Here is a 26,305-nt window from a genome sequence, read left to right as displayed (position 1 = left end):
CACAATTTATGTATCGTCTTGTACGGACCAAATAAAGATCAAAACATAATGGCTCTATCTACAAAAAAATATTTATATATATTCTTTTTGGTTTCTCCTATTTCGTTAAGTCTGTATGCACAAAGTTTGACAACAGAAAAACCTACAGTTTCTGTTGGTTTTGACTGCAAATCAGCTGCGGTAATCGAGGCAAATCAAAACAATGACTCAGCTGTTTTAAATAACAGTAAAATAGATAATTCCAATCAGTTTATAGTAGGGTTGTCCACCCCCAAGGACAACCTTACTATGGCGACTGAAACGAATGATCAGTTCACAAAATGTAATGAAAATACATTGCTTAGTTCTACCTCAATTCTTGCAAAAGATATTATTGAGAACTACAAATATGACTTTTCAGAAACATTCATTGATATCTTGTTTTTTGAGCGTATAGACTTAGCAAGAAAACGTACTATATGATTCAAAAAACTACTTTATCTTTTTTTAAAGTTTTCATTTTATTTAGTATAATCATTTTTACTAAATCAAATTCTTATGCCCAGGCTGCGATAGTTCCGCAGCCTTTAGATGGGCTTCAAAAGCTATGTGCAGGACCTTCATTTAATGAGTTTTTTGCAACTTTTGGTTACGTAAATTTTCCAGCAGGTACAACTTTTGAAGTTGAACTTTCTGATGTTTCGGGAAGCTTTTTAACTACAACAACCGCTACAACAAAATTGGAAGTAATCGATATAAATACCACTCAGCAGACAATTAAGTTTGCACTTCCTACAAATTTGGCTGGTTCTGAGATTTACGGTATAAGAATTAAAAGTTCTACAGGAGTTGTCAGCGCAAGATTTAGAAACTCTATTGATAATGCTTCTGAATTTCCAGCATATTACAAAAGTTATGAATCTAGTTTTTCAATTAATAAAAGAAGTTCTAGTGCAATTATATGTACAGGTGGTTCAGTAACCTTATCAGTAGATAATGATACTCCTGCTGATGTCAATTCTTCTCCTTTAAATTATCCAAATCTTAAATACAGATGGTACAAAGACGATGTACTAATTACTGGACAAAGCTCAGCTTCTTTAGTAGTTAATACTCCAGGGAGTTACTATGCAGAAGTAGATTATGGAAAATGTACAGAGCCTAATATTAGTTCAAATCGTGTAACTGTTTCATCAGTAAGCGGCGGTTCTGCTGTTACAATAGATTCAAGTTTAGGTAACCCTTTTTGTTCAAGCGGAGAAGGAACGGTTTTGACTGCTACAAATGGAAACACTTATGTTTGGACAAAAAATGGAGTAGAATTAGGGAGAACTAGAAGTATTAATGCTAAGGAAAGCGGAGTTTATACTGTAGAAGTAGATTTTGGCGGCTGTAAAGCTACTGGAAGCATTAATTTAAGCAGTAATGGCTTCGAAGCAAGTATAGACGTAGCAGAAACGACTTCAATTAACGAAGGAGAAACTTTAAATGTTACTGTAACTACAGATGCAGCTAATCCAGATTTTCAATGGTTTTTAAACGGAAATGCAATTTCTGGAGCAAATGCAAATTCTTATTTGGTAGCCGTACCAGGTAATTACAAAGTAACAATTTCTCAGGTTTCAGGATGTGTATCATCAAAAGAATTTAATTTTAAAGTAACTGGACCATCAAAACCATCTTCAGTTATTCAAAACATTATAAAATTAGGAGGATTAAACCCTTATTGGAATATTCCTGATGAATATAAAAATGCAAACACCAATGTAATAATTCTCAGTTCAAATGGAGAAAAGGTTCTCGATGTAGTTAACTATCAAGGCGACTGGCCTCAAACAGCAATAGATTTTAAAAATGTAAATCCAGTATATTACTATGTCATTAAATCCGACACAGGTGAAAAAAAAGGATCAATAACCGTGATTAAATAATGAAGAAAATTTTACTATTCATAACTTTATTCTGCGGTTTTTCATGTTTACTCTATTCTCAGGAAAAAAATGAGAATGGAGTTGTTTCGTTTTCAATGCCTATTAGAAATTCATTAAAGTTCAATAGATATTTAATTAACCCGACTTTTAGTTTTGTACGTGAATCAAACCCTTACGCAAGTTTTTATAATAAAAGACAATGGGTGCAGTTTGAAAATGCTCCACAGACGTATTTAGCAAATTATTCAGGAAGATTTAGAGAAAATGAAGCATTTGCAGTTGGTTTATTTCAACAGAATTATGGTTTAATGACCGTTTTTGGCGGGGTTGTCAACTTTGCACATAACATCGTTTTACAAGAAGACAGTAATTTGACTTTTGGTTTAAACGTTGGAGCTTACCAAAGCGGGCTTAATAAAGGAAAAATCGTAACAGACGATATGGATATTTTAAATGGAGATTATCCATCAAATATGCTGCTTACTGTTAATCCTGGTATTAATTACGGAACTACATTTCTTGATTTTGGATTATCGGTTAACAACTTAATCCTTTACAATTTTGGGTCAGGAATGGTAAAAGAAGATCCGGAAAGAGCGATTCAATTACACGCCATGTATACAGGTTATATTGATACATATGGTTTTTTTGACAGAAGTAAATTTTCTGGAATAATTAGAACAGAACTTAAAAAAGATAAAACAGTTATTTCAGGGCTTGCAATGCTGGCTCTTAAACAAGGAGTCTGGGCGCAGGCAGGTTACAATACTCTATACGGAGTTTCAGCAGGTTTAGGTATTAATCTTTCTCCTAGCATTGCTATCGAATACAATTATGAAAGAGGAATGGGCAATTTTACAAATATGGGAGGTTCTCATGAATTTGCAATTGCTTACAGATTTAAAAACAGAAATTACTATTACGGAGATGACGATGAAGGTTCTATAATCGATCCATCAAGACCAAAACCGGTGCCAGCAAAACCAAAATCAGCAGCAACGCAGGTTAATAGAGCTGATATCGCTGAAAAGAACAAACTTGCAGCTGAAGCAAAAGCAAAAGCTGATGCTGAAGCAAAACAAGTAAGACTTGCAGCCGCAGAAAAAGCTAAAGCAGATGCTGAGGCCGCTGCGAAAGCAAAACTAGAAGCAGACAATAAAGCTAAAGCTGATGCTGAAGCTCTTAAAATAAAATTAGCGGCAGATGCAAAAGCAAAAGCCGATGCAGCAGCGGCAGCACGTGCTAATGTTGTTGCAGAACAAAAAGCACAAGCACAATTAGCTGCAGATAAAGCTAAAGCAGACGCTGAAACAAGAAGATTAAAATTAGCGGCAGACAATAAAGCTAAAGCTGATGCGGCTGCAGCAGCTAAAGCAAAAGCAGCAACAACAACGCCGGCAGCAGCAACACAGAAAACGCAGGCACAATTGGCAGCAGATAAAGCCAAAGCCGATGCAGAAGCAAGAAGATTAAAATTAGAAGCAGATGCTAAAGCCAAGGCTGATGCAGAAGCTGAAGCAAAAGCGAAAGCAGCTGTTACGACACCAGCAGCGCCTCAGCAGACACCTGCACAATTAGCAGCTGATAAAGCTAAGGCCGATGCAGAAGCAAGAAGAATAAAATTAGAAGCAGAAGCTAAAGCAAAAGCTGATGCAGATGCAGCAAAAGTAAAAGCAGTTACAACGACATCTGTTCAACAAAGAACACAGGCGCAATTAGCTGCAGAAAAAGCCAAAGCTGATGCAGAAGCAGCAACAAAAGCAAGACTTGCAACGGCAGAGAAAACAAGAGCCGATGCAGAAGCTGCAAGACAAGCTCGTTTAGCTGCAGCAGAAAAAGCTAAGGCCGATGCAGAAGCTGCAAGAGCTAAATTAGTTGCTGATGCAAAAGCCAAAGCAGATGCCGCAGAAGCTAAACGTAAAGCAGATGCCAAAGCAAAAGCAGAGGCGGCTGACATGGAATCAATTCTTGCTGCAGACGCCAAAGCAAAAGCTGATTCAGATGCATTACAAGCAAGATTAGCTGCTGATGCAAAAGCAAAAACAGCAGCAGAAGCTAAAACTAAAGCTTCAATAGATGCAGCAAACAGAGCAAAATTAGCAGCCGATGCAAAAGCGAAAGCAGCAGAAGAAGCGGCTCTAAAAGAAAAATTAGCAGCTGAAGCAAAAGCAAAAGCCGATGCAGAAGCAAGACAAGCAATTATTGCAGCTGAAGCCAAAGCCAAAGCTGATGCAGAAGCATTGAAAATAAAACAAGCAGAAGAAGCAAAAGCCAAAGCGGCAGCAGAGGCTCAGGCTAAATTAGATGCTGAAGCCAAAGCCAAAGCTGATGCAGAAGCTTTACAAGCGAAATTAGCAGCCGATGCAAAAGCTAAGGCCGATGCAGAAGCATTGAAAATAAAACAAGCAGCTGAAGCAAAAGTAAAAGCAGAGGAAGAAGCTCGTCAGGCTAAGTTAGCTGCAGAAGCGAAAGCAAAAGCTGATGCAGAAGCATTACAAGCGAAATTAGCAGCTGATGCAAAAGCTAAGGCAGATGCAGAAGCTCTTCAGGCAAAACAAGCGACTGAAGCAAAAGTAAAAGCAGAGGAAGAAGCTCGTCAGGCTAAGTTAGCTGCAGAAGCGAAAGCCAAAGCTGATGCAGAAGCTTTACAAGCGAAATTAGCAGCCGATGCAAAAGCTAAGGCAGATGCAGAAGCCCTTCAGGCAAAACAAGCGGCTGAAGCGAAAGTAAAAGCAGATGAAGAAGCTCGTCAGGCTAAGTTAGCTGCAGATGCTAAAGCAAAAGCCGATGCAGAAGCATTACAAGCTAAACTAGCAGCCGATGCAAAAGCAAAAGCTGATATGGAAGCTGCTCAAGCTAAATTATTAGCAGATGCAAGAGTGAAAGCCGACGCAGAAGCTACAGCGAAAGCAAAAGCAGAAGCTGAAGCGAAAAAATTAAGAGAAGAGGAAGAAGCACGTCAGGCGAAATTAGAGGCCGATGCTAAGGCAAAAGCCGATGCAGAAGCGCTTCAGGCAAAACAAGCAGCTGAGGCGAAAGCGAAGGCAGATGAAGAGGCACGTCAGGCTAAGTTAGCTGCAGATGCAAAAGCTAAGGCAGACGCAGAAGCATTGCAAGCGAAATTAGCAGCCGATGCTAAGGCAAAAGCTGATGCAGAAGCCCTTCAGGCAAGACAAGCAGCAGAAGCAAAAGCAAAAGCAGATGAAGAGGCACGTCAGGCTAAGTTAGCTGCAGATGCAAAGGCTAAGGCCGATGCAGAAGCACTTCAAGCAAAATTAGCAGCCGATGCTAAGGCAAAAGCTGATGCAGAAGCCCTTCAGGCAAGACAAGCAGCAGAAGCAAAAGCAAAAGCAGATGAAGAGGCACGTCAGGCTAAGTTAGCTGCAGATGCAAAGGCTAAGGCCGATGCAGAAGCATTGCAAGCAAAATTAGCAGCCGATGCTAAGGCAAAAGCTGATGCAGAAGCCCTTCAGGCAAAACAAGCAGCAGAAGCAAAAGCTAAAGCAGATGAAGAGGCACGTCAGGCTAAGTTAGCAGCAGATGCAAAAGCTAAGGCCGATGCAGAAGCATTGCAAGCAAAATTAGCAGCTGATGCTAAGGCAAAAGCCGATGCAGAAGCCCTTCAGGCAAAACAAGCAGCAGAGGCGAAAGCGAAAGCAGATGCAGAAGCTCTTCAAGCAAAATTAGCAGCAGATGCAAAAGCTAAAGCTGATATGGAAGCTGCTCAAGCTAAATTATTAGCAGATGCAAAAGCAAAAGCTGATGCAGAAGCAACAGAAAGATTAAGAGCTGAAGAAGAAACAAGACAATTAAAAGAAGAAGAAGAACGTCAGGCAAGATTAGCAGCAGAAAAAGCAAAAGCTGATGCTGAGGCAGCAGCCAGAGCAGCAGCTGCAAAAGACGAAACGGCAAAAGCAATTGAAAATCTGACTCAATCTATTGAGGGTACAAGTAAAACTCAGAATGATTTATTAGACCAGTTTAAAGCAACTGTAGCAAATAAACAAAAAGACTTGAATGACTTAAAAGAAGAGAATGACTTAAGCGAAAAAGGAATTTATAGAGAGCCGAAACCGTTCAAGAGTGTTGCTGCTGAAAACAGCCAGCTGGAAGCTTTAAAAGCACAGCTTGCAGATGCCAGCCGAATTCAGAAAGATGAAATTGCCAAGCTGACGAATTTATATAACGAAAGGCTTAAAAAAGTTCCTAATAAGAATGACGCTTTAAACAAAGCTTATCTGGAAAAGATAAATCAGTTAAAAGCAGCTCAATTGAAAATGGAAATGGAAGGAGCAGCACTGTTAGCCGATTTAGAACGAATTAAAACGGAAACTGAGATTGAGAAAAAACGTAGAATTAAACGTGCAGCTTATGAAAATGATGAAGGAAGATATGCTCAGGACGTTGCCGCTCTTAAACGTATTAAGGAAACAACAAAAGTAAGCAGTACACCACTAACAGCAAGTGATTTTGATTTTGGAGAAGATCAGTCAAATATGCAGATTATCAAGAATATTAAAAATTCTGAAAGTGGTTTTTATATGATACTTGCAGTTCATAATAGTGTAGAGAAAAGGGATCAGTTCTTAACGAAAGCTGTAGCAGCAGGACTTACAGATATTAATTTCTTTTACAATGTAACAACAAGTAAGTATTATATCTATTACGAGAAATTCGACGGTTTACAAGAGGCTACAAAAGCACTTGAAGCAAAAGGATCTAAGCCATATAACGGGAAAATGGCAATCGTAAAAGTTGAGAATTAATAAATATAAAATATAAAGAGGCTTCTGGAAACCCAGAAGCCAACAGATATAAAATGTTTTAAATACTAATTATTTTTCTTCTGATGCCCCTCAGAAAAGAAATGTAAGTAAACAATAGAGTGATTATGAAAAAACCTACTATTTTAAGAACGCTGATTTTTGTTTTAGCAATGATGTTAAATTTTGCCTCCTACTCGCAAAATTTAATTTCTTTTAATTCAAAGTTTGATAAAAACTTGAAGGAAAATATCTTTCTAAAAGCAAGTAATCAGCCCAACAGTCAAATCAGCGATACTACTCATTTAAGTGGAATTGTTGAAAAAGTAGCAGTACCTACCATTCCCAACCCTGTACTTAAGTACGCACAAGGAGAGTATGCGGGTATTATATCCATCTGTCCGAATGATGGAAAAGAGCTTCCTAAATTATTTTTATGTGGTTCTAATGATGCTCGTTTAATCGAAACGGGTATTACAAATGCTTCCTCTTTTAATTGGGCGAGACTCACTGGCGGCTGTACTGCTTTTGCAAACGTAAATTGTGCTAATGAAGCAACAAACTGTACGTGGACAACAGTAGGAACTGGAGCAAATTACAGTGCTAATGCAGCAGGTGAGTACAGACTTAGAATTACCTATTCTGATGGTACCGTTTTCATTTTCTATTTTAATGTTTATACAAATGATCTTGATCCTACTAATATATCCAAGAGTAATATTTTAAATGGAAGTGGTTGTTCTATACCAGGAAGAATAACTGTTGGAGGTTTTGGTTCTAAATATGAGTATGCAATAAGTACTGGTACAACAACACCAACATCTGGATGGCAGGACAGTAATATTTTTGCCAATATTACTACAGCAGCGACATATAATGTTTTTGTAAGATTAAAAAATGTTACAGGAACTTGTGTTTTCAGAGTTAGAAATATTGCTATCACAGCAGCTAATCTTACCATTTCAACAACGATTAATCATCCAAAATGTAATGGTGATAAAGGAAGTATAACTGTAAAAACAAGTGATTTAGGTCTTCGTTATGATTATACTCTTTTCAGAGGTACAACTCAAGTTGGTAATATTCAGGGCGTAGCAGCTCCAGAATGGACTTTTACAGGTTTAGACCCGGCAACAAATTATAGAGCAGTAGTTACTGTAAGTAATGCTTGTGTATCAAATTCGATAAGTAACAGAACAGTTAATAATGCACCAAATCTTTTAACTTTATCTATAAGTAATCAATCCGCAAACTCAGGCTGCTCTACAGGAAATCTGCAGGCAAATCCTAGCGGAGGAACTTCTCCTTATAAATATTTTGTTAATGTAAACAATGCAGGTTTTGTTCCTAATACATCTGGAAACACTATAGTTGTTACCACTCCTGGAACTTATCAGGTTCGTGTAGAGGATATCAATGGTTGTACGGCTACAGCATCTTATACTGTAAATACAGTTACAAAACCAAATTATAATTTTACAACAACCAGTCCAAATTGCAGCGTTACTACAGGATCAATTACTGTTAATTTAATCAATGCGAATAGTTATACTATTCAATATAGAATTAATAACGGTTCTTGGGGATCTACAAAAGCCTGGAGTAATCTTGGTCCGGGTAACTATACAGTAGAAGTACGATATAGATTAAACAATAACAATAGCTGGTGTACAGATACTAACGTAGTTACTATTTTAGATGCCCCTAATGGTTTAACTGCATCTGCAGGTGTGGCTGCATTGGCCGGCTGCGGACCAAATGGAACAGGTATAGTTAGAATAACAAACCCATCAGGAGGTGTACCTCCTTACCAATATAGTTTTAATGGAACAACTTGGGGTGCTTCAAACGAAGCTAACATGGCTCCAAATAATGCTCCGGGTTATACAGTATACATTAGAGATTCGTCGCCAACTCCTTGCGTATATGCAATGACGGGTATTATTATAGACCCAGTGCCTACACCTCCTCGTATTACATATGAGGGACCTACTTATGATTGTAATGGTATTGCTTCTATGAAAGCTATAGTAACAAGCCCAGTAGGATCAAATTATACATATACTTATTTATTAGATGATGTTGAAAATACCAATGTTCCAGCTAATGAATTCATTAATATTGGTGCAGGAGACCATAATATTAAAGTCGTTTATAAATTAGCTAATGTATCAACATATAGTAATTTATTAAAAGAAGATTTTGGAAGAGGAAATCCAACTACCTCTCCGGGTATTAATCCAGCTTATTGTTTTGAGAATCAGTCAGGTGTACACCCTCCGGGTTATGCATGTAATTTAGATAATGAGATTAACGATGGTGAATATGCAGTAACTAATAGAATTAATCCTAGATTTGGAAGCTGGCTGGATATGAGAGATCATACCAGCGGTGGTTCGGATACACAAGGAAGATTCTTAGCTATTAATATTGGTGGAGTTGCTGGAATTGGAGGTATTATTTACAGAAAACCAATTTATGATGTAATTCCAAATCAAGATGTAAAAATTTCTTTTTGGGTTGCCAACCTAATTAATAATCTTCCGCAGAACGCAGGAAACGATGATCCTAATATTACAATTCAGTTAATTGCGGATTATGGATTAGCAACACAAACCTTAGTAGCATCTCAGGAAACGGGGGTAGTACCTAAAAGTAATAAATGGGAAAACTACAACATGAGTTTAAATCCGGGATCGTATTCTACATTAGATTTTGTAATACGATCTTATAGTGCTGTTGATTTTGGAAATGACTTGACATTAGATGATATTACAGTATATCAGGTTCCTAGAGCTTGTGCTTTTGCCGATCCTTTTAAATTTGAAGTTCTGGATGATAAAGCTTTCAAGGCCGAAATAGTACCAGTTTCTAATGTTACCTGTAACGGTGCAAATAATGGATCATTCAAAATTATTGCTACAAATTTTGGAACTAGTTTTGAATATTCATTAAATGGATCTGCTGGTCCTTGGATTCCGTCTACTACATCAGAAGTTACTGTAACGGGATTGCAGCCTAAAACTTATGATGTTCGTGTTCGTAGAACAGGTACTAACGTTGCTGGGTGTGAATTAACACTTAATCCAGTAATTACATCTCCTACAAAATTTGTAATTGCAGCTACAGGGAAAGATGCATTATGCAGCACTGGCGGTTTAGGTAGTGTTGATGCAAGTGCAACTTCAGGCGGAACACAACCTTATAATCTTGTACTTACTAACAATGCAGATAATACCCAAATTACTTTTCCACCAAGTTTAGTTTTGTCAGGTGTAGTACGTCCTGGAACTTATACGATTTCTGGAACTGATGGAGGAGGCTGTCCGGCAACAGGAAGTACAAGTTTGGTTATTAATGGTACTATTCCTCCAAAAGCTGATATAACTAAAAATACTGGTTTGTGTTTTGGTACTAATGCAACAATAACAGTTACGATTAGAGACGGCGCAGCACCTTATAGCTATAGTGTAAGTTACAATGGAGGAGCATACAGTGCTCCAAGTACGCCTTCTAATGCTACTAGTTTTAATTATACAGCTGCAGCTCCTGGAACTTATAGTTTCTTAATTACAGATCATAATGGTTGTAATGCAATAGCAGTAAGTCAAAGAATTGACCCTAAAATTACAGCTACTACTGCAATTAGAAACTCTTTAACTTGTGATCCTGCAAATCCGGATGCAACTATTGAAGTAACTATTTCTGGAGGAACAGCACCATACACTTATACCGTTAAAAATAAAACAACAGGAGCATTATTATATACCAGTTCTTCTATTACTGGTCCAACATTTACTTATTCAACAGCTAACCCGGGAACTTATACATTTGATGTAAAAGACGATAACGGTTGTATTGCAACTATTGATGGTGTAGTGAACTCTTTAGTTCCGGTTATTGCATCAGCTGCACCAGTTAATCCTACATGTAATGGGGGCACAAATGGTTCAGTACAGTTATCAGGTTCAGGCGGAGTCGGTCCGTATATGTTTAGTTTTAACGGAGGAGCTTTCTCAAACCAGTCCTTATATACCGGTTTATCAGCAGGAGTTTCTTATTCATATCAGGTAAGAGATTTTAACCAGTGTTTATCAGCAGCTGGTACTATTACTCTAAGCCAGCCGGATCCTATAACGGGAACCACTTCATTTACACCTTACACTTGTTTACAGACAGGAAGTATTACAGTAACAAGCATATCAGGCGGAACAGGAACTTACCAGTACAGTATTAATGGCACCACATTCCAGGCCGGTACTACTTTTACAGGATTAACAAATGGCACTTATACAATTACGGTTAGAGATGCTAATAATTGTACAAACACATTAGCGCCTGTAACTCTGGATCCATTAACGCCTCCAACGGCATTAAGCTTCAGTAATACAGCCTTAAGCTGTCCTACAAATAAAGTAAGTATAACAGTAACAACTACAGGCGGGTCAGGAGCATTAAGCTATCGTATTGTTGAGCCAGCTTCAGCTTCAGGGAACACATCAGGATTAACTACAGGTACTTTTACTAATTTAGATCCGGGAACCTACAAGTTTGAAGTTACAGATGCAAAAGGCTGTAAATATGAAGATTCATATACAGTTGCACCTCTTCCAGCTTTAACGGTTGTGGGCACCCACACTAATGTTCAGTGTTTTGGTTCATCAACAGGAACAGCACAGTTTACCGTTTCAGGTTCAACAGGGTTTACTTATACATTAAATACAGTTTCACAGGGAGCAGGTACTTCACCAATCAGCTTAACAGGATTGGCGGCAGGTACTTACACTGTTGAAATTACTAATACAGCAACTAACTGTAAAGCATTGGCTTCTGTAACTATTACAGCTCCGGCAGCAGCTTTAACATTAAACAATACACCTTCTGCAATCACTTGTGACGCGCCGGGAAGTGTTGTTCTGACAGCTGCAGGAGGCTGGGGAGGAAACACTTATAGTTTAACTCAGCCAGATGGAACAGTTTTAGGTCCTCAGAATACAGGTACTTTTGCGAATCTGACTCAGACAGGAAGCTATACAGCCAATGTTACAGATGCGAATAACTGTATTGCTTCAAGCACATTTACATTAAGCACACCTTCAGCTCCGTCGGCAAGTATTGCAGGATCTGATATTTGTTATGATGCTAATAACCAGGCAACAATAACAGTTACAGCTTCAGGTGGAGTTGGTCCATACCAGTACAGTATCAATAATGGAACAAGCTACCAGTCTGGTAATACGTTTGCGAATCTTCTTCCGGGAAGCTACACTGTTTTGGTAAAAGATGCTTTTGGATGTACTTCTACAGCTATTGCTCAGGTTATTGCAAATCAGCTTCAGGTTGATGCAGTACTAACAAAAACATTAGACTGTAAGACACCTCCGGCAGCGAGAATTACAGGAACAATTTCTGGCGGAACTGCACCTTATACTTACAGCGTTTCTGTTAACGGAGGTGCTTATACATCATTAGGAGCAGTTACAGGAACTACTTTTACATACGACACAACAACAGCAGGAGAGTATCAGTTTCAAGTTAATGATGTTAACAACTGTCCGGCTGTTTCTACATCAGTTAAAATAGATGCTTTAGTTCCGGTTATTGCATCAGCTGCACCGGTTGATCCTACATGTAATGGGGGTACTAATGGTTCAGTACAGTTATCAGGTTCAGGCGGAGTGGGTCCGTATATGTTTAGTTTTAACGGAGGAGCTTTCTCAAACCAGTCCTTTTATACCGGTTTATCAGCAGGAGTTTCTTATTCATATCAGGTAAGAGATTTTAACCAGTGTTTATCAGCACCTGGTACTATTACTTTAAGCCAGCCGGATCCTATAACGGGAACCACTTCATTTACACCTTACACTTGTTTACAGACAGGAAGTATTACAGTAACAAGCACATCAGGGGGAACAGGAACTTACCAGTACAGTATTAATGGCACCACATTCCAGGCCGGTACTACTTTTACAGGATTAACAAATGGCACTTATACAATTACGGTTAGAGATGCTAATAATTGTACAAACACATTAGCGCCTGTAACTCTGGATCCATTAACGCCTCCAACGGCATTAAGCTTCAGTAATACAGCCTTAAGCTGTCCTACAAATAAAGTAAGTATAACAGTAACAACTACAGGCGGGTCAGGAGCATTAAGCTATCGTATTGTTGAGCCAGCTTCAGCTTCAGGGAACACATCAGGATTAACTACAGGTACTTTTACTAATTTAGATCCGGGAACCTACAAGTTTGAAGTTACAGATGCAAAAGGCTGTAAATATGAAGATTCATATACAGTTGCACCTCTTCCAGCTTTAACGGTTGTGGGCACCCACACTAATGTTCAGTGTTTTGGTTCATCAACAGGAACAGCACAGTTTACCGTTTCAGGTTCAACAGGGTTTACTTATACATTAAATACAGTTTCACAGGGAGCAGGTACTTCACCAATCAGCTTAACAGGATTGGCGGCAGGTACTTACACTGTTGAAATTACTAATACAGCAACTAACTGTAAAGCATTGGCTTCTGTAACTATTACAGCTCCGGCAGCAGCTTTAACATTAAACAATACACCTTCTGCAATCACTTGTGACGCGCCGGGAAGTGTTGTTCTGACAGCTGCAGGAGGCTGGGGAGGAAACACTTATAGTTTAACTCAGCCAGATGGAACAGTTTTAGGTCCTCAGAATACAGGTACTTTTGCAAACCTGACTCAGACAGGAAATTATACTGCAAATGTTACAGATGCAAATAACTGTATTGCTTCAAGCACATTTACCTTAAGTACACCTTCAGCTCCGTCGGCAAGTATTGCAGGATCTGATATTTGTTATGATGCTAATAACCAGGCAACAATAACAGTTACAGCTTCAGGTGGAGTTGGTCCATACCAGTACAGTATCAATAATGGAACAAGCTACCAGTCTGGTAATACGTTTGCGAATCTTCTTCCGGGAAGCTACACTGTTTTGGTAAAAGATGCTTTTGGATGTACTTCTACAGCTATTGCTCAGGTTATTGCAAATCAGCTTCAGGTTGATGCAGTACTAACAAAAACATTAGACTGTAAGACACCTCCGGCAGCGAGAATTACAGGAACAATTTCTGGCGGAACTGCACCTTATACTTACAGCGTTTCTGTTAACGGAGGTGCTTATACATCATTAGGAGCAGTTACAGGAACTACTTTTACATACGACACAACAACAGCAGGAGAGTATCAGTTTCAAGTTAATGATGTTAACAACTGTCCGGCTGTTTCTACATCAGTTAAAATAGATGCTTTAGTTCCGGTTATTGCATCAGCTGCACCGGTTGATCCTACATGTAATGGGGGTACTAATGGTTCAGTACAGTTATCAGGTTCAGGCGGAGTGGGTCCGTATATGTTTAGTTTTAACGGAGGAGCTTTCTCAAACCAGTCCTTTTATACCGGTTTATCAGCAGGAGTTTCTTATTCATATCAGGTAAGAGATTTTAACCAGTGTTTATCAGCACCTGGTACTATTACTTTAAGCCAGCCGGATCCTATAACGGGAACCACTTCATTTACACCTTACACTTGTTTACAGACAGGAAGTATTACAGTAACAAGCATATCAGGCGGAACAGGAACTTACCAGTACAGTATTAATGGCACCACATTCCAGGCCGGTACTACTTTTACAGGATTAACAAATGGCACTTATACAATTACGGTTAGAGATGCTAATAATTGTACAAACACATTAGCGCCTGTAACTCTGGATCCATTAACGCCTCCAACGGCATTAAGCTTCAGTAATACAGCCTTAAGCTGTCCTACAAATAAAGTAAGTATAACAGTAACAACTACAGGCGGGTCAGGAGCATTAAGCTATCGTATTGTTGAGCCAGCTTCAGCTTCAGGGAACACATCAGGATTAACTACAGGTACTTTTACTAATTTAGATCCGGGAACCTACAAGTTTGAAGTTACAGATGCAAAAGGCTGTAAATATGAAGATTCATATACAGTTGCACCTCTTCCAGCTTTAACGGTTGTGGGCACCCACACTAATGTTCAGTGTTTTGGTTCATCAACAGGAACAGCACAGTTTACCGTTTCAGGTTCAACAGGATTTACTTATACATTAAATACAGTTTCACAGGGAGCAGGTACTTCACCAATCAGCTTAACAGGATTGGCGGCAGGTACTTACACTGTTGAAATTACTAATACAGCAACTAACTGTAAAGCATCGGCTTCTGTAACTATTACAGCTCCGGCAGCAGCTTTAACATTAAACAATACACCTTCTGCAATCACTTGTGATGCGCCGGGAAGTGTTGTTCTGACAGCTTCAGGAGGCTGGGGAGGAAACACTTATAGTTTAACTCAGCCAGACGGAACAGTTTTAGGTCCTCAGAATACAGGTACTTTTGCGAATCTGACTCAGACAGGAAGCTATACAGCCAATGTTACAGATGCGAATAACTGTATTGCTTCAAGCACATTTACATTAAGCACACCTTCAGCTCCGTCGGCAAGTATTGCAGGATCTGATATTTGTTATGATGCTAATAACCAGGCAACAATAACAGTTACAGCTTCAGGTGGAGTTGGTCCATACCAGTACAGTATCAATAATGGAACAAGCTACCAGTCAAGCGGTACTTTTGCGAATCTTCTTCCGGGAAGCTACACTGTTTTGGTAAAAGATGCTTTTGGATGTACTTCTACAGCTATTGCTCAGACTATTGCTAATGAATTTACTGTAGCAACAGTTTTAACAGACGGTCCAAAATGTACTTCTCCAAATATCACTATTGATGGTACAATAAACGGAGGTACAGCAAATTATAATTATACTGTAACAATAAATGGAACTTTAGATCCAACTGTGCATACTGTAGCAGGAACTACATTTACTTATACAGATGCTACAGCAGTTACAGCAACAACAACAACAACCTATTTATTTACATTTACAGATAATTCAGGTTGTAACGCAACTTCAACAGTTGTTGTTCAGCCTAAGACAAATCCTGATTTTACAGCAGTTCAAGGAAATCTTATTTATTGCAGCGGTCAGGAAACTGGATCTATCAATGTAAATATTGATACAACAGTTGGAGTTGGTCCATATGTAATAAATGTGGTAAAAGACAATACGGCATTAGGAACACCAAATGTAAATTACGGTACTCAAACAACTGGTCTTCCAGGTGGTGATTACATTGTTACTGTAACTGATGCTAATGGATGTTCTTTAAATAGAAATGTAAGTATTGCACAACCAGATCCGATTGTTTTCACAGAAGATATTCAACAGATTAAATGTATTGGTGGAGGTGCTGGTACAGCTTTAGGTTCAATTGGTGTAACTGCCTTAGCAGGTGGTACAACTTCAGGACTAGCTTTACCTGCTAAATCTGGATTTATTTATACTTTAACTAGTAATACAAGCCCAACACAAACGTTTACTCCTGATGGCAGAGAAAATCATAGTTTCCAAATTTTAAATTTTGGTATATACGAATTAACAGTTACTGATTTTAACGGTTGTTCTGTTACAAAAACTATTAATATCGCTTCACCACCTGAAGATATGATTATTGATGTTACGCAAGGTACACCATCATGTACTTCTGCAACTATTGTAGTAAGTGTAACACCGCCAATTCCTGGAGGACCATATCATTTTGCATTATATCCTGTTGATCCTGCTAATCCAAATAATTACGATTATGCAACATATTCAGCATCTTATCAGGATGCAGATGCGGTATCACCGCCAGCATCACCTGGAGATCCAGATTTATTAAAATCTACTTTTACAGGATTAAATCCTGGAGTTTTATATTCTTTCATTGTTTATGATGAATCAACAAATTGTTATTTCTTTAAACAGGCAGACACAAAAACACCTACTTTATCGACATTAACAAGTGATCTTACAGAGTCAAATGTAACTTGTATGAATGCTGGAGACGGAAGTGTTTCGTTTACATTTACGAAAAACTATACAACAACAACAACTGTAAATTATCAAGTTTATAATTCTCAGACTAATCAACCAGTAGTTCCTGCTATTACAGGTTCTGTTACTGGATTGAATGGAAATGTTACCAGCCCGGTACAGACAGCAGGTCCTCTTGTTCCAGGAACATATTATATTTTATTTACAGAAGTTGGAGGTTCAACTCCTGGTTGTACAAATTCATCTAGAACATTTACAATTACACAGTCTGTTGTTCCAGTTTTAGTTAATGCAACAGTAAATAAAAATCAAAACTGTAATGAATTAGGAAATATTAGTGTTTCTGCTCAAGGTGGTACGGCTCCATATAAATATTTAGTATTATCAGATACAGCACCAGCACCAACAGCAGGTGATGCTTGGGTAGACGGCAGCTCTTTCAATTTAGCTGCAGGAAATTACATTGCCTACGCTAAAGATGCTAATGGTTGTATTCAGCCGGCAGCAGTTAAAGTTATTCCTTTAGATCCTACACCAGTTGTGGCAGCAGTATTGGCTGCGCAGTGTAATGTTACAGAGGGCAGTTTTGTGATCAATGTTACGGTTCCAACAGCAGGAGTTTCGCCATATACGTTTAGTGTTGACGGCGGGGCATTCCAGTCACGTACGGCACCATTCAGCATCACGGGCTTATCATCAGGCAGTCATACAATTGAGATAAAAGATAAAAACGGATGCGGTAACACAGTTACTGTACCAATTTTAAAACCATTAGGATTTACACCAGAGGTTACAGCCCTTCCGACATGTCCAAATAATGACGGTCAGATAACAGTAACTGCTGCAGGAGGATCATCTACTTACAGCTATGAGTTATTAGATGCATCAGCATCAACTGTACTTGCAGGTCCTCAGGCTTCTAATGTATTTAATGCAGTTGCGGCAGGAAGTTACCAGGTAAGAGTTACTGATGTTACAACAACATGTGCTTTGGTTAAACCAATTCTATTGACATCACCGGCACCTGTAAACTTTACAGCTTCTCCAACAGATGTGAGCTGTAACGGTGGAAGCAACGGAACAATTAAAGTTACTTTAGGTGCAGGTAATACAGACCCTGTTTATACTTATACTTTAACAGCGCTTTCAGGTCCTGCTTTAGTTGTAGGTCCTCAGACAAGTAATTTGTTTACAGGATTATCAGCGAGAGATTACAGCATTAGTGTTGCTTCAGGCAGATTAGGCTGTAGTACACCTCAGACAATAACGGTAGGACAGCCTCCTGTTCTTTCAGTTGATGCTTCATCAGCAGCGGCACCGTTTAAATGTGCGCCTGATAATTCTACGAATACAACTATAGTAACAATAAATGGTTCAGGTGGATTTGGAGATTATACATACAGTATTAATAATGTTGATTTTTATCCAACAAATACCTTTACTGTTGCAGATAACGGTACAACTTATAACCTTCCGGTTTATGTAAAAGATGCTAATGGATGTTCTGCTATTGGATCAGTTCTGATCACTAGACTTACAAGAATTACGACTGTTACAGTTGCAGGAACGGCTATTGACTGTTTAAATAATGGTAGAGCAGATATCACTGTTTTAGGAGGTTCAGGTAACTTTAGTTATCAGCTTCTGCCAAGCGGAGCGCCTCAGGTAGATAATTTCTTTGGAATTACAGCCCCTGGAGATTATTACTTTAGAGTAATTGATAACGATACAGATTGTTATTTTGATGCTCCGGTATTCAGAGTAGCACCTTATAATACGATTAAAGCAGTTGCGACAGCAACTACACCGGTAAACTGTTTTGGCGATGCTAATGGAGCATTAGCAATCAATGTTACAGGTTATACAGGAGCTTATACTTATGAGGTATTTAACAGTGCCGGTACATCAGTAATGGGACCTATAGGATCAGATACTACTGTAAATCCAAGAAGTATTTCAGGATTATCAGCAGGAAACTATACAGTTGTTGTAACAGAAACGGCAAGTCCGTACTGTTCAGTAACCACAAACGCTGTAACGATTGGTTCTCCAAGTGAAGCAGTTTCGGTAACAGCTTCAACAGTTAATGATAACTGCGGTACAAATGCCGGACAGATCATTGCAGAGGGTCATGGCGGAACAGCACCATATTACTACCAGATTTTACCACAAGGAAGCCCGGCTCCTTTGGTAACAGATGCAGGATGGAGTACTGTTACTACCTTAAATGCAGAATCTGGAAACTATACAGTTTATGTAAAAGATTCAAGAGATTGTCCAAGTTCAGTAAATGTTATACTTGGTTTAGACCCTTCACCAGTTGTGGCAGCAGTATTGGCTGCACAGTGTAATGTTGCAGAGGGCAGTTTTGTGATTAATGTAACGGTTCCAACAGCAGGAGTTTCGCCATATACCTTTAGTGTTGACGGCGGGGCATTCCAGTCACGTACGGCACCATTCAGCATCACGGGCTTATCATCAGGCAGTCATACAATTGAGATAAAAGATAAAAACGGATGCGGTAACACAGTTACTGTACCAATTTTAAAACCATTAGGATTTACACCAGAGGTTACAGCCCTTCCGACATGTCCAAATAATGACGGTCAGATAACAGTAACTGCTGCAGGAGGATCATCTACTTACAGCTATGAGTTATTAGATGCATCAGCATCAACTGTACTTGCAGGTCCTCAGGCTTCTAATGTATTTAATGCAGTTGCGGCAGGAAGTTACCAGGTAAGAGTTACTGATGTTACAACAACATGTGCTTTGGTTAAACCAATTCTATTGACATCACCGGCACCTGTAAACTTTACAGCTTCTCCAACAGATGTGAGCTGTAACGGTGGAAGCAACGGAACAATTAAAGTTACTTTAGGTGCAGGTAATACAGACCCTGTTTATACTTATACTTTAACAGCGCTTTCAGGTCCTGCTTTAGTTGTAGGTCCTCAGACAAGTAATTTGTTTACAGGATTATCAGCGAGAGATTACAGCATTAGTGTTGCTTCAGGCAGATTAGGCTGTAGTACACCTCAGACAATAACGGTAGGACAGCCTCCTGTTCTTTCAGTTGATGCTTCATCAGCAGCGGCACCGTTTAAATGTGCGCCTGATAATTCTACGAATACAACTATAGTAACAATAAATGGTTCAGGTGGATTTGGAGATTATACATACAGTATTAATAATGTTGATTTTTATCCAACAAATACCTTTACTGTTGCAGATAACGGTACAACTTATAACCTTCCGGTTTATGTAAAAGATGCTAATGGATGTTCTGCTATTGGATCAGTTCTGATCACTAGACTTACAAGAATTACGACTGTTACAGTTGCAGGAACGGCTATTGACTGTTTAAATAATGGTAGAGCAGATATCACTGTTTTAGGAGGTTCAGGTAACTTTAGTTATCAGCTTCTGCCAAGCGGAGCGCCTCAGGTAGATAATTTCTTTGGAATTACAGCCCCTGGAGATTATTACTTTAGAGTAATTGATAACGATACAGATTGTTATTTTGATGCTCCGGTATTCAGAGTAGCACCTTATAATACGATTAAAGCAGTTGCGACAGCAACTACACCGGTAAACTGTTTTGGCGATGCTAATGGAGCATTAGCAATCAATGTTACAGGTTATACAGGAGCTTATACTTATGAGGTATTTAACAGTGCCGGTACATCAGTAATGGGACCTATAGGATCAGATACTACTGTAAATCCAAGAAGTATTTCAGGATTATCAGCAGGAAACTATACAGTTGTTGTAACAGAAACGGCAAGTCCGTACTGTTCAGTAACCACAAACGCTGTAACGATTGGTTCTCCAAGTGAAGCAGTTTCGGTAACAGCTTCAACAGTTAATGATAACTGCGGTACAAATGCCGGACAGATCATTGCAGAGGGTCATGGCGGAACAGCACCATATTACTACCAGATTTTACCACAAGGAAGCCCGGCTCCTTTGGTAACAGATGCAGGATGGAGTACTGTTACTACCTTAAATGCAGAATCTGGAAACTATACAGTTTATGTAAAAGATTCAAGAGATTGTCCAAGTTCAGTAAATGTTATACTTGGTTTAGACCCTTCACCAGTTGTGGCAGCAGTATTGGCTGCACAGTGTAATGTTGCAGAGGGCAGTTTTGTGATTAATGTAACGGTTCCAACAGCAGGAGTTTCGCCATATACCTTTAGTGTTGACGGCGGGGCATTCCAGTCACGTACGGCACCATTCAGCATCACGGGCTTATCATCAGGCAGTCATACAATTGAGATAAAAGATAAAAACGGATGCGGTAACACAGTTACTGTACCAATTTTAAAACCATTAGGATTTACACCAGAGGTTACAGCCCTTCCGACATGTCCAAATAATGACGGTCAGATAACAGTAACTGCTGCAGGAGGATCATCTACTTACAGCTATGAGTTATTAGATGCATCAGCATCAACTGTACTTGCAGGTCCTCAGGCTTCTAATGTATTTAATGCAGTTGCGGCAGGAAGTTACCAGGTAAGAGTTACTGATGTTACAACAACATGTGCTTTGGTTAAACCAATTCTATTGACATCACCGGCACCTGTAAACTTTACAGCTTCTCCAACAGATGTGAGCTGTAACGGTGGAAGCAACGGAACAATTAAAGTTACTTTAGGTGCAGGTAATACAGACCCTGTTTATACTTATACTTTAACAGCGCTTTCAGGTCCTGCTTTAGTTGTAGGTCCTCAGACAAGTAATTTGTTTACAGGATTATCAGCGAGAGATTACAGCATTAGTGTTGCTTCAGGCAGATTAGGCTGTAGTACACCTCAGACAATAACGGTAGGACAGCCTCCTGTTCTTTCAGTTGATGCTTCATCAGCAGCGGCACCGTTTAAATGTGCGCCTGATAATTCTACGAATACAACTATAGTAACAATAAATGGTTCAGGTGGATTTGGAGATTATACATACAGTATTAATAATGTTGATTTTTATCCAACAAATACCTTTACTGTTGCAGATAACGGTACAACTTATAACCTTCCGGTTTATGTAAAAGATGCTAATGGATGTTCTGCTATTGGATCAGTTCTGATCACTAGACTTACAAGAATTACGACTGTTACAGTTGCAGGAACGGCTATTGACTGTTTAAATAATGGTAGAGCAGATATCACTGTTTTAGGAGGTTCAGGTAACTTTAGTTATCAGCTTCTGCCAAGCGGAGCGCCTCAGGTAGATAATTTCTTTGGAATTACAGCCCCTGGAGATTATTACTTTAGAGTAATTGATAACGATACAGATTGTTATTTTGATGCTCCGGTATTCAGAGTAGCACCTTATAATACGATTAAAGCAGTTGCGACAGCAACTACACCGGTAAACTGTTTTGGCGATGCTAATGGAGCATTAGCAATCAATGTTACAGGTTATACAGGAGCTTATACTTATGAGGTATTTAACAGTGCCGGTACATCAGTAATGGGACCTATAGGATCAGATACTACTGTAAATCCAAGAAGTATTTCAGGATTATCAGCAGGAAACTATACAGTTGTTGTAACAGAAACGGCAAGTCCGTACTGTTCAGTAACCACAAACGCTGTAACGATTGGTTCTCCAAGTGAAGCAGTTTCGGTAACAGCTTCAACAGTTAATGATAACTGCGGTACAAATGCCGGACAGATCATTGCAGAGGGTCATGGCGGAACAGCACCATATTACTACCAGATTTTACCACAAGGAAGCCCGGCTCCTTTGGTAACAGATGCAGGATGGAGTACTGTTACTACCTTAAATGCAGAATCTGGAAACTATACAGTTTATGTAAAAGATTCAAGAGATTGTCCAAGTTCAGTAAATGTTATACTTGGTTTAGACCCTTCACCAGTTGTGGCTGCAGTGTTAGCTGCACAGTGTAATGTTACAGAGGGTAACTTTGTGATTAATGTTACGGTTCCAACAGCAGGAGTTTCGCCATATACATTTAGTGTTGACGGCGGCGCCTTCCAGTCACGTACGGCACCATTCAGCATCACGGGCTTATCATCAGGCAGTCATACAATTGAGATAAAAGATAAAAACGGATGCGGTAACACAGTTACTGTGCCAATTTTAGCACCACTTGAATTACGTTCTGAAATTACGCTTACTCCGGTTTGTAACAACCCTAGTGGAGATATAACATTGTTTGCTTCTGGTGGAACAGTTTCTACTCCAAGCAGTTATGTTTACACAATGAATAATTGGGCAACATCTCAATCTAGTCCAGTCTTTGGAGGTTTAGCTCCTGGAAGTTATACTTTCAGAGTAAGAGATATTGTAACAAATTGTGAAAAAGAAGTAACTCAGATTATTGAAAACGCTACAGTTGTTACTGGAATTACGTTAAAACCAACAGCAGTGTCTTGTAATGGCGGTTCTGATGGAACAATTTCGGTTGAATTAGATGCTTCGAATAATAACCCTATTTATAGATATACTTTAACAGCTACGATAGCGGGTGTACCGTTAACAGTTGGACCTCAGGACAGTACTTTATTCTCAGGATTGTCAGCTGGTACATACACTGTTTCAGTAACTTCAGGAAGAGGTTGTCCAGGTACAGCTACAATTACAGTAGATGAGCCGGCTCCAATTGTTGTAGATGCTCCTCTTGTAACACAATATGTTTGTGCTGCCGGAACAAATACATCAAGCAGAGCTACAATTACAGTTAATTCTGTAAATGGTGGATCTAATAATTATGTTATTTACGAATTTACAAGAGGTACAACTGTTGTACAAAGAGGACTTTCTAATTCTTATACAGAAACAGATTATGCTGGAGGAAGTTATTCTGTAAAAGTTTTAGATAGTAAAGGATGTAGTGGTGTTACAACAGCACCAATTACAATTGATCCATTTATTAGTTTGGATAATATGGCAATAGCAGTTACACCAATAACTTGTGTGGCTGATGAGTCTATTCAGGTTACGGTTACAACTACAGGAGGTACACCGCCTACATTGTATTATACTGTAACAGGAAATGGATACAACCAAACCAATACAACTGGAACTTTCACAGATTTAGGTATTGGAAGTTATTTTATAACTGTTGAAAATAGAGTAACAAATTGTATGTTGAGACAATTCCATAATGTAATTAATCCAAATACATTTAATATTGTAGCGGCAGCTGTTAATGCAGAAATTTGTTATGGCGCAACTAATGGAAGTGTAGATTTAACTTTCATTGACAATCTGCCAAATCCAACAGATAAAGCAGGACCGTTTGATTATACAATTTCTGGACCAATGCCAGATATAACTGAAAGTACAACAAATGCTGGACCAGTTAGGATTTCTAATCTTATCGCAGGTGATTATAAAGTTGTTGCTAAATTAAGAGGTACACCAGAATGTACAGTTGAAACTGTATTCTCAATTCTGCAGCCACTAGAACCACTTGCATTAAGTCTTGAACAGACTAGAATTACATGTGTATCTGGTAACGATGATGGTACTATCACAGCGACTGCAACTGGAGGCTGGGAAGGAGATTATCAATTCGAATTAGTTGGACCTTACGGAACAATTAATTACTCTGATCAGTATAAATTTGAAAATTTAAGAGAAGGTACATATACAATTACAGTTAAGGATAGCAAAGGTTGTATGGATATCCAAACGATAACCTTAACTAAGCCGGATCCAATTACATTTACAGCAGCAGCAGACGTAACTGTGTTGTCATGTTTTGGAGGACAAGATGCGACAATTACAGTATCAGCTCCTACTGGAGGTCAGGGAAGTAACTACACGTATACTTTAAATTATACGGTAGACGGTGAAGCTGTTTTTGTAGGACCACAGTCATCTAATGTATTTACAAATTTAGGTGCAGGAGATTATACTGTAACAGTTAAAGACGGATTTACTTGTGAAGCAACGTCAGCAGTAATATCTATTGCTAACCCGACTATCATAGAACCGACTCTTTCTTTAGATAAAGCAATCACTTGTTTAACTAACGCAAGACTTACGTTAAGTGTTACAGGAGGTACAGGTCCTTATACTTATAGTGAAGATGGTACTAATTATAGTGTAACAAGTTTTAATTCATCAGTTACTTTTGAAGTTACTCCTGGATTACACCGTTACTTTGTAAAAGATAACGTTGGATGTATCAGCTATGTATCAAATGATTTTGAAGTAATTCCGGTAACTCCATTAACAGTTGAATTGAATACAGATAATGCAAAAGTTAATTGTAAAGATGAAAGCACTGCATTAATCGTTGCTGAAGCTGTAGGTGGTTTAGGAAACTATGAATATTCACTATTAGATGGTGCAGGTACAGAAATTAGACCGGCACAGCCTGATGGAGTTTTCGCAGATCTTCCTGCTGGAACTTATACAGTTCATGTTAAGAGTGTTGACTGTGAGGCAAATTCAACAACTATCGTTGTTAGTCAGCCGGAAAATGCTTTAACTGGAGATTATACTGTAGTACCTGTGAAATGTTTTGGAGATAACAATGGTAAAATTGTTGTTACTGCATCTGGAGGAACAGGAACAATTAAATATGCGATTGAACCTAACCTGGATCAGTTCTTTGAAAGTGGAACTTTTGAAAGATTAACAGCTGGTACATATACTGTAATCGTTCAGGATCTTGCAGGATGTAATATCATTTATGAAATTGACGTTGTTCAGCCTAATATCTTAACAGCTTACGAAGTACCAGGATCTATGATTCCTGAAATTTGTAAAGGTGATAAAGATGGTGCATTTACAATCGAGATTCAAGGTGGTACAGCTCCATACTTTGAAAGTTTAGATAAAGACAATGGACCATTTAATCCAGTTCTTGCAACTACGGTTGATTACACTGGTTTATCTGGAGGAAGACATACAGTATTTATTAAAGACAGCAACGGATGTATTTATCCTGTAGAAGTTAATATGCCGGAATCAGTTGTTCTTGATCCTAAGTATACAGTATCTTACGATTGTGTTAACAATGCACAGTCTAATATGGTGGTGATTACAATTGATCCAAGCAATAACCCTGCAGATATTGATTACTCTCTTGATGGCGGTACTATCCAGCCAGGAAACATTTTCACTAATATTCCTGCCGGAGATCACACTATTAGAGTAAGACATACTAATGGCTGTACAGCAGATGTTGATTTCAACATTATTGGATACGCTCCATTACAATTAACATTAACCGAAGAAAAAGGTGTTTGGAACGTAATTACAGCTTCAGCTGTAGGCGGCGGAGGTGAATATGTATACAGTATCGACGGTGTAAACTTTAGTTCAGAAACTAAATTCAAAATTTACAAAACAGGTACTTATACGATCACAGTTAGAGACAAAAACGGATGTACAGATACGAAAGATTATTACATCGAGTACGTAGACGTTTGTCTTGACAACTACTTTACACCAAATGGTGATGGAGTTAACGATACTTGGGGTCCTGGATGTACAAACATTTACAACCACCTTAAGTTCTCTATCTTCGACAGATACGGTCGTGTAATTGCGAAATACACTTACGGTCAAAAATGGGATGGTAGATACAATGGCGAGGAATTACCTTCTGGTGATTACTGGTATGTTCTTAAACTAAATGACGAGAATGATGGAAGAGAGTTTGTTGGACATTTCACTTTATACAGATAACAAAATAATA

The 26,305-nt window shown here is 38.7% G+C and carries 4 protein-coding genes; all 4 read left to right on the top strand.

The genetic code is table 11. The features are described from left to right. Positions 1–48 precede the first annotated feature (48 nt). The 4 genes from FJOH_RS05125 to FJOH_RS26780 all read left to right on the top strand — a co-directional run bounded on the left by FJOH_RS05125 (position 49) and on the right by FJOH_RS26780 (position 26,295). A complete protein-coding gene (locus FJOH_RS05125; protein ID WP_012023068.1) occupies positions 49–462 on the top strand; it encodes a hypothetical protein in 414 nt (137 codons plus the stop codon). Next, a complete protein-coding gene (gene sprC / locus FJOH_RS05120; protein ID WP_012023067.1) occupies positions 459–1,910 on the top strand; it encodes a gliding motility protein SprC in 1,452 nt (483 codons plus the stop codon). The genes FJOH_RS05125 and sprC overlap by 4 nt, the downstream gene beginning before the upstream one ends. Then, complete coding sequence (locus FJOH_RS05115) at positions 1,910–6,676, top strand: PorP/SprF family type IX secretion system membrane protein (protein WP_012023066.1); 4,767 nt, start codon at positions 1,910–1,912, stop codon at positions 6,674–6,676. Before sprC ends, FJOH_RS05115 begins: the two co-directional genes overlap by 1 nt. 125 nt (positions 6,677–6,801) lie before the next feature. Then, positions 6,802–26,295, top strand: coding sequence for a T9SS type B sorting domain-containing protein (locus tag FJOH_RS26780; protein ID WP_012023065.1), 19,494 nt, complete (start codon positions 6,802–6,804; stop codon positions 26,293–26,295). The last annotated feature ends 10 nt before the right edge of the window (positions 26,296–26,305 follow it).

The organism is Flavobacterium johnsoniae UW101, from assembly GCF_000016645.1.
In the GTDB taxonomy this organism is placed as follows: domain Bacteria; phylum Bacteroidota; class Bacteroidia; order Flavobacteriales; family Flavobacteriaceae; genus Flavobacterium; species Flavobacterium johnsoniae.
Note: the sequence above shows the minus strand (reverse complement) of the source record. Positions and strands in the feature narration are given on the sequence as shown.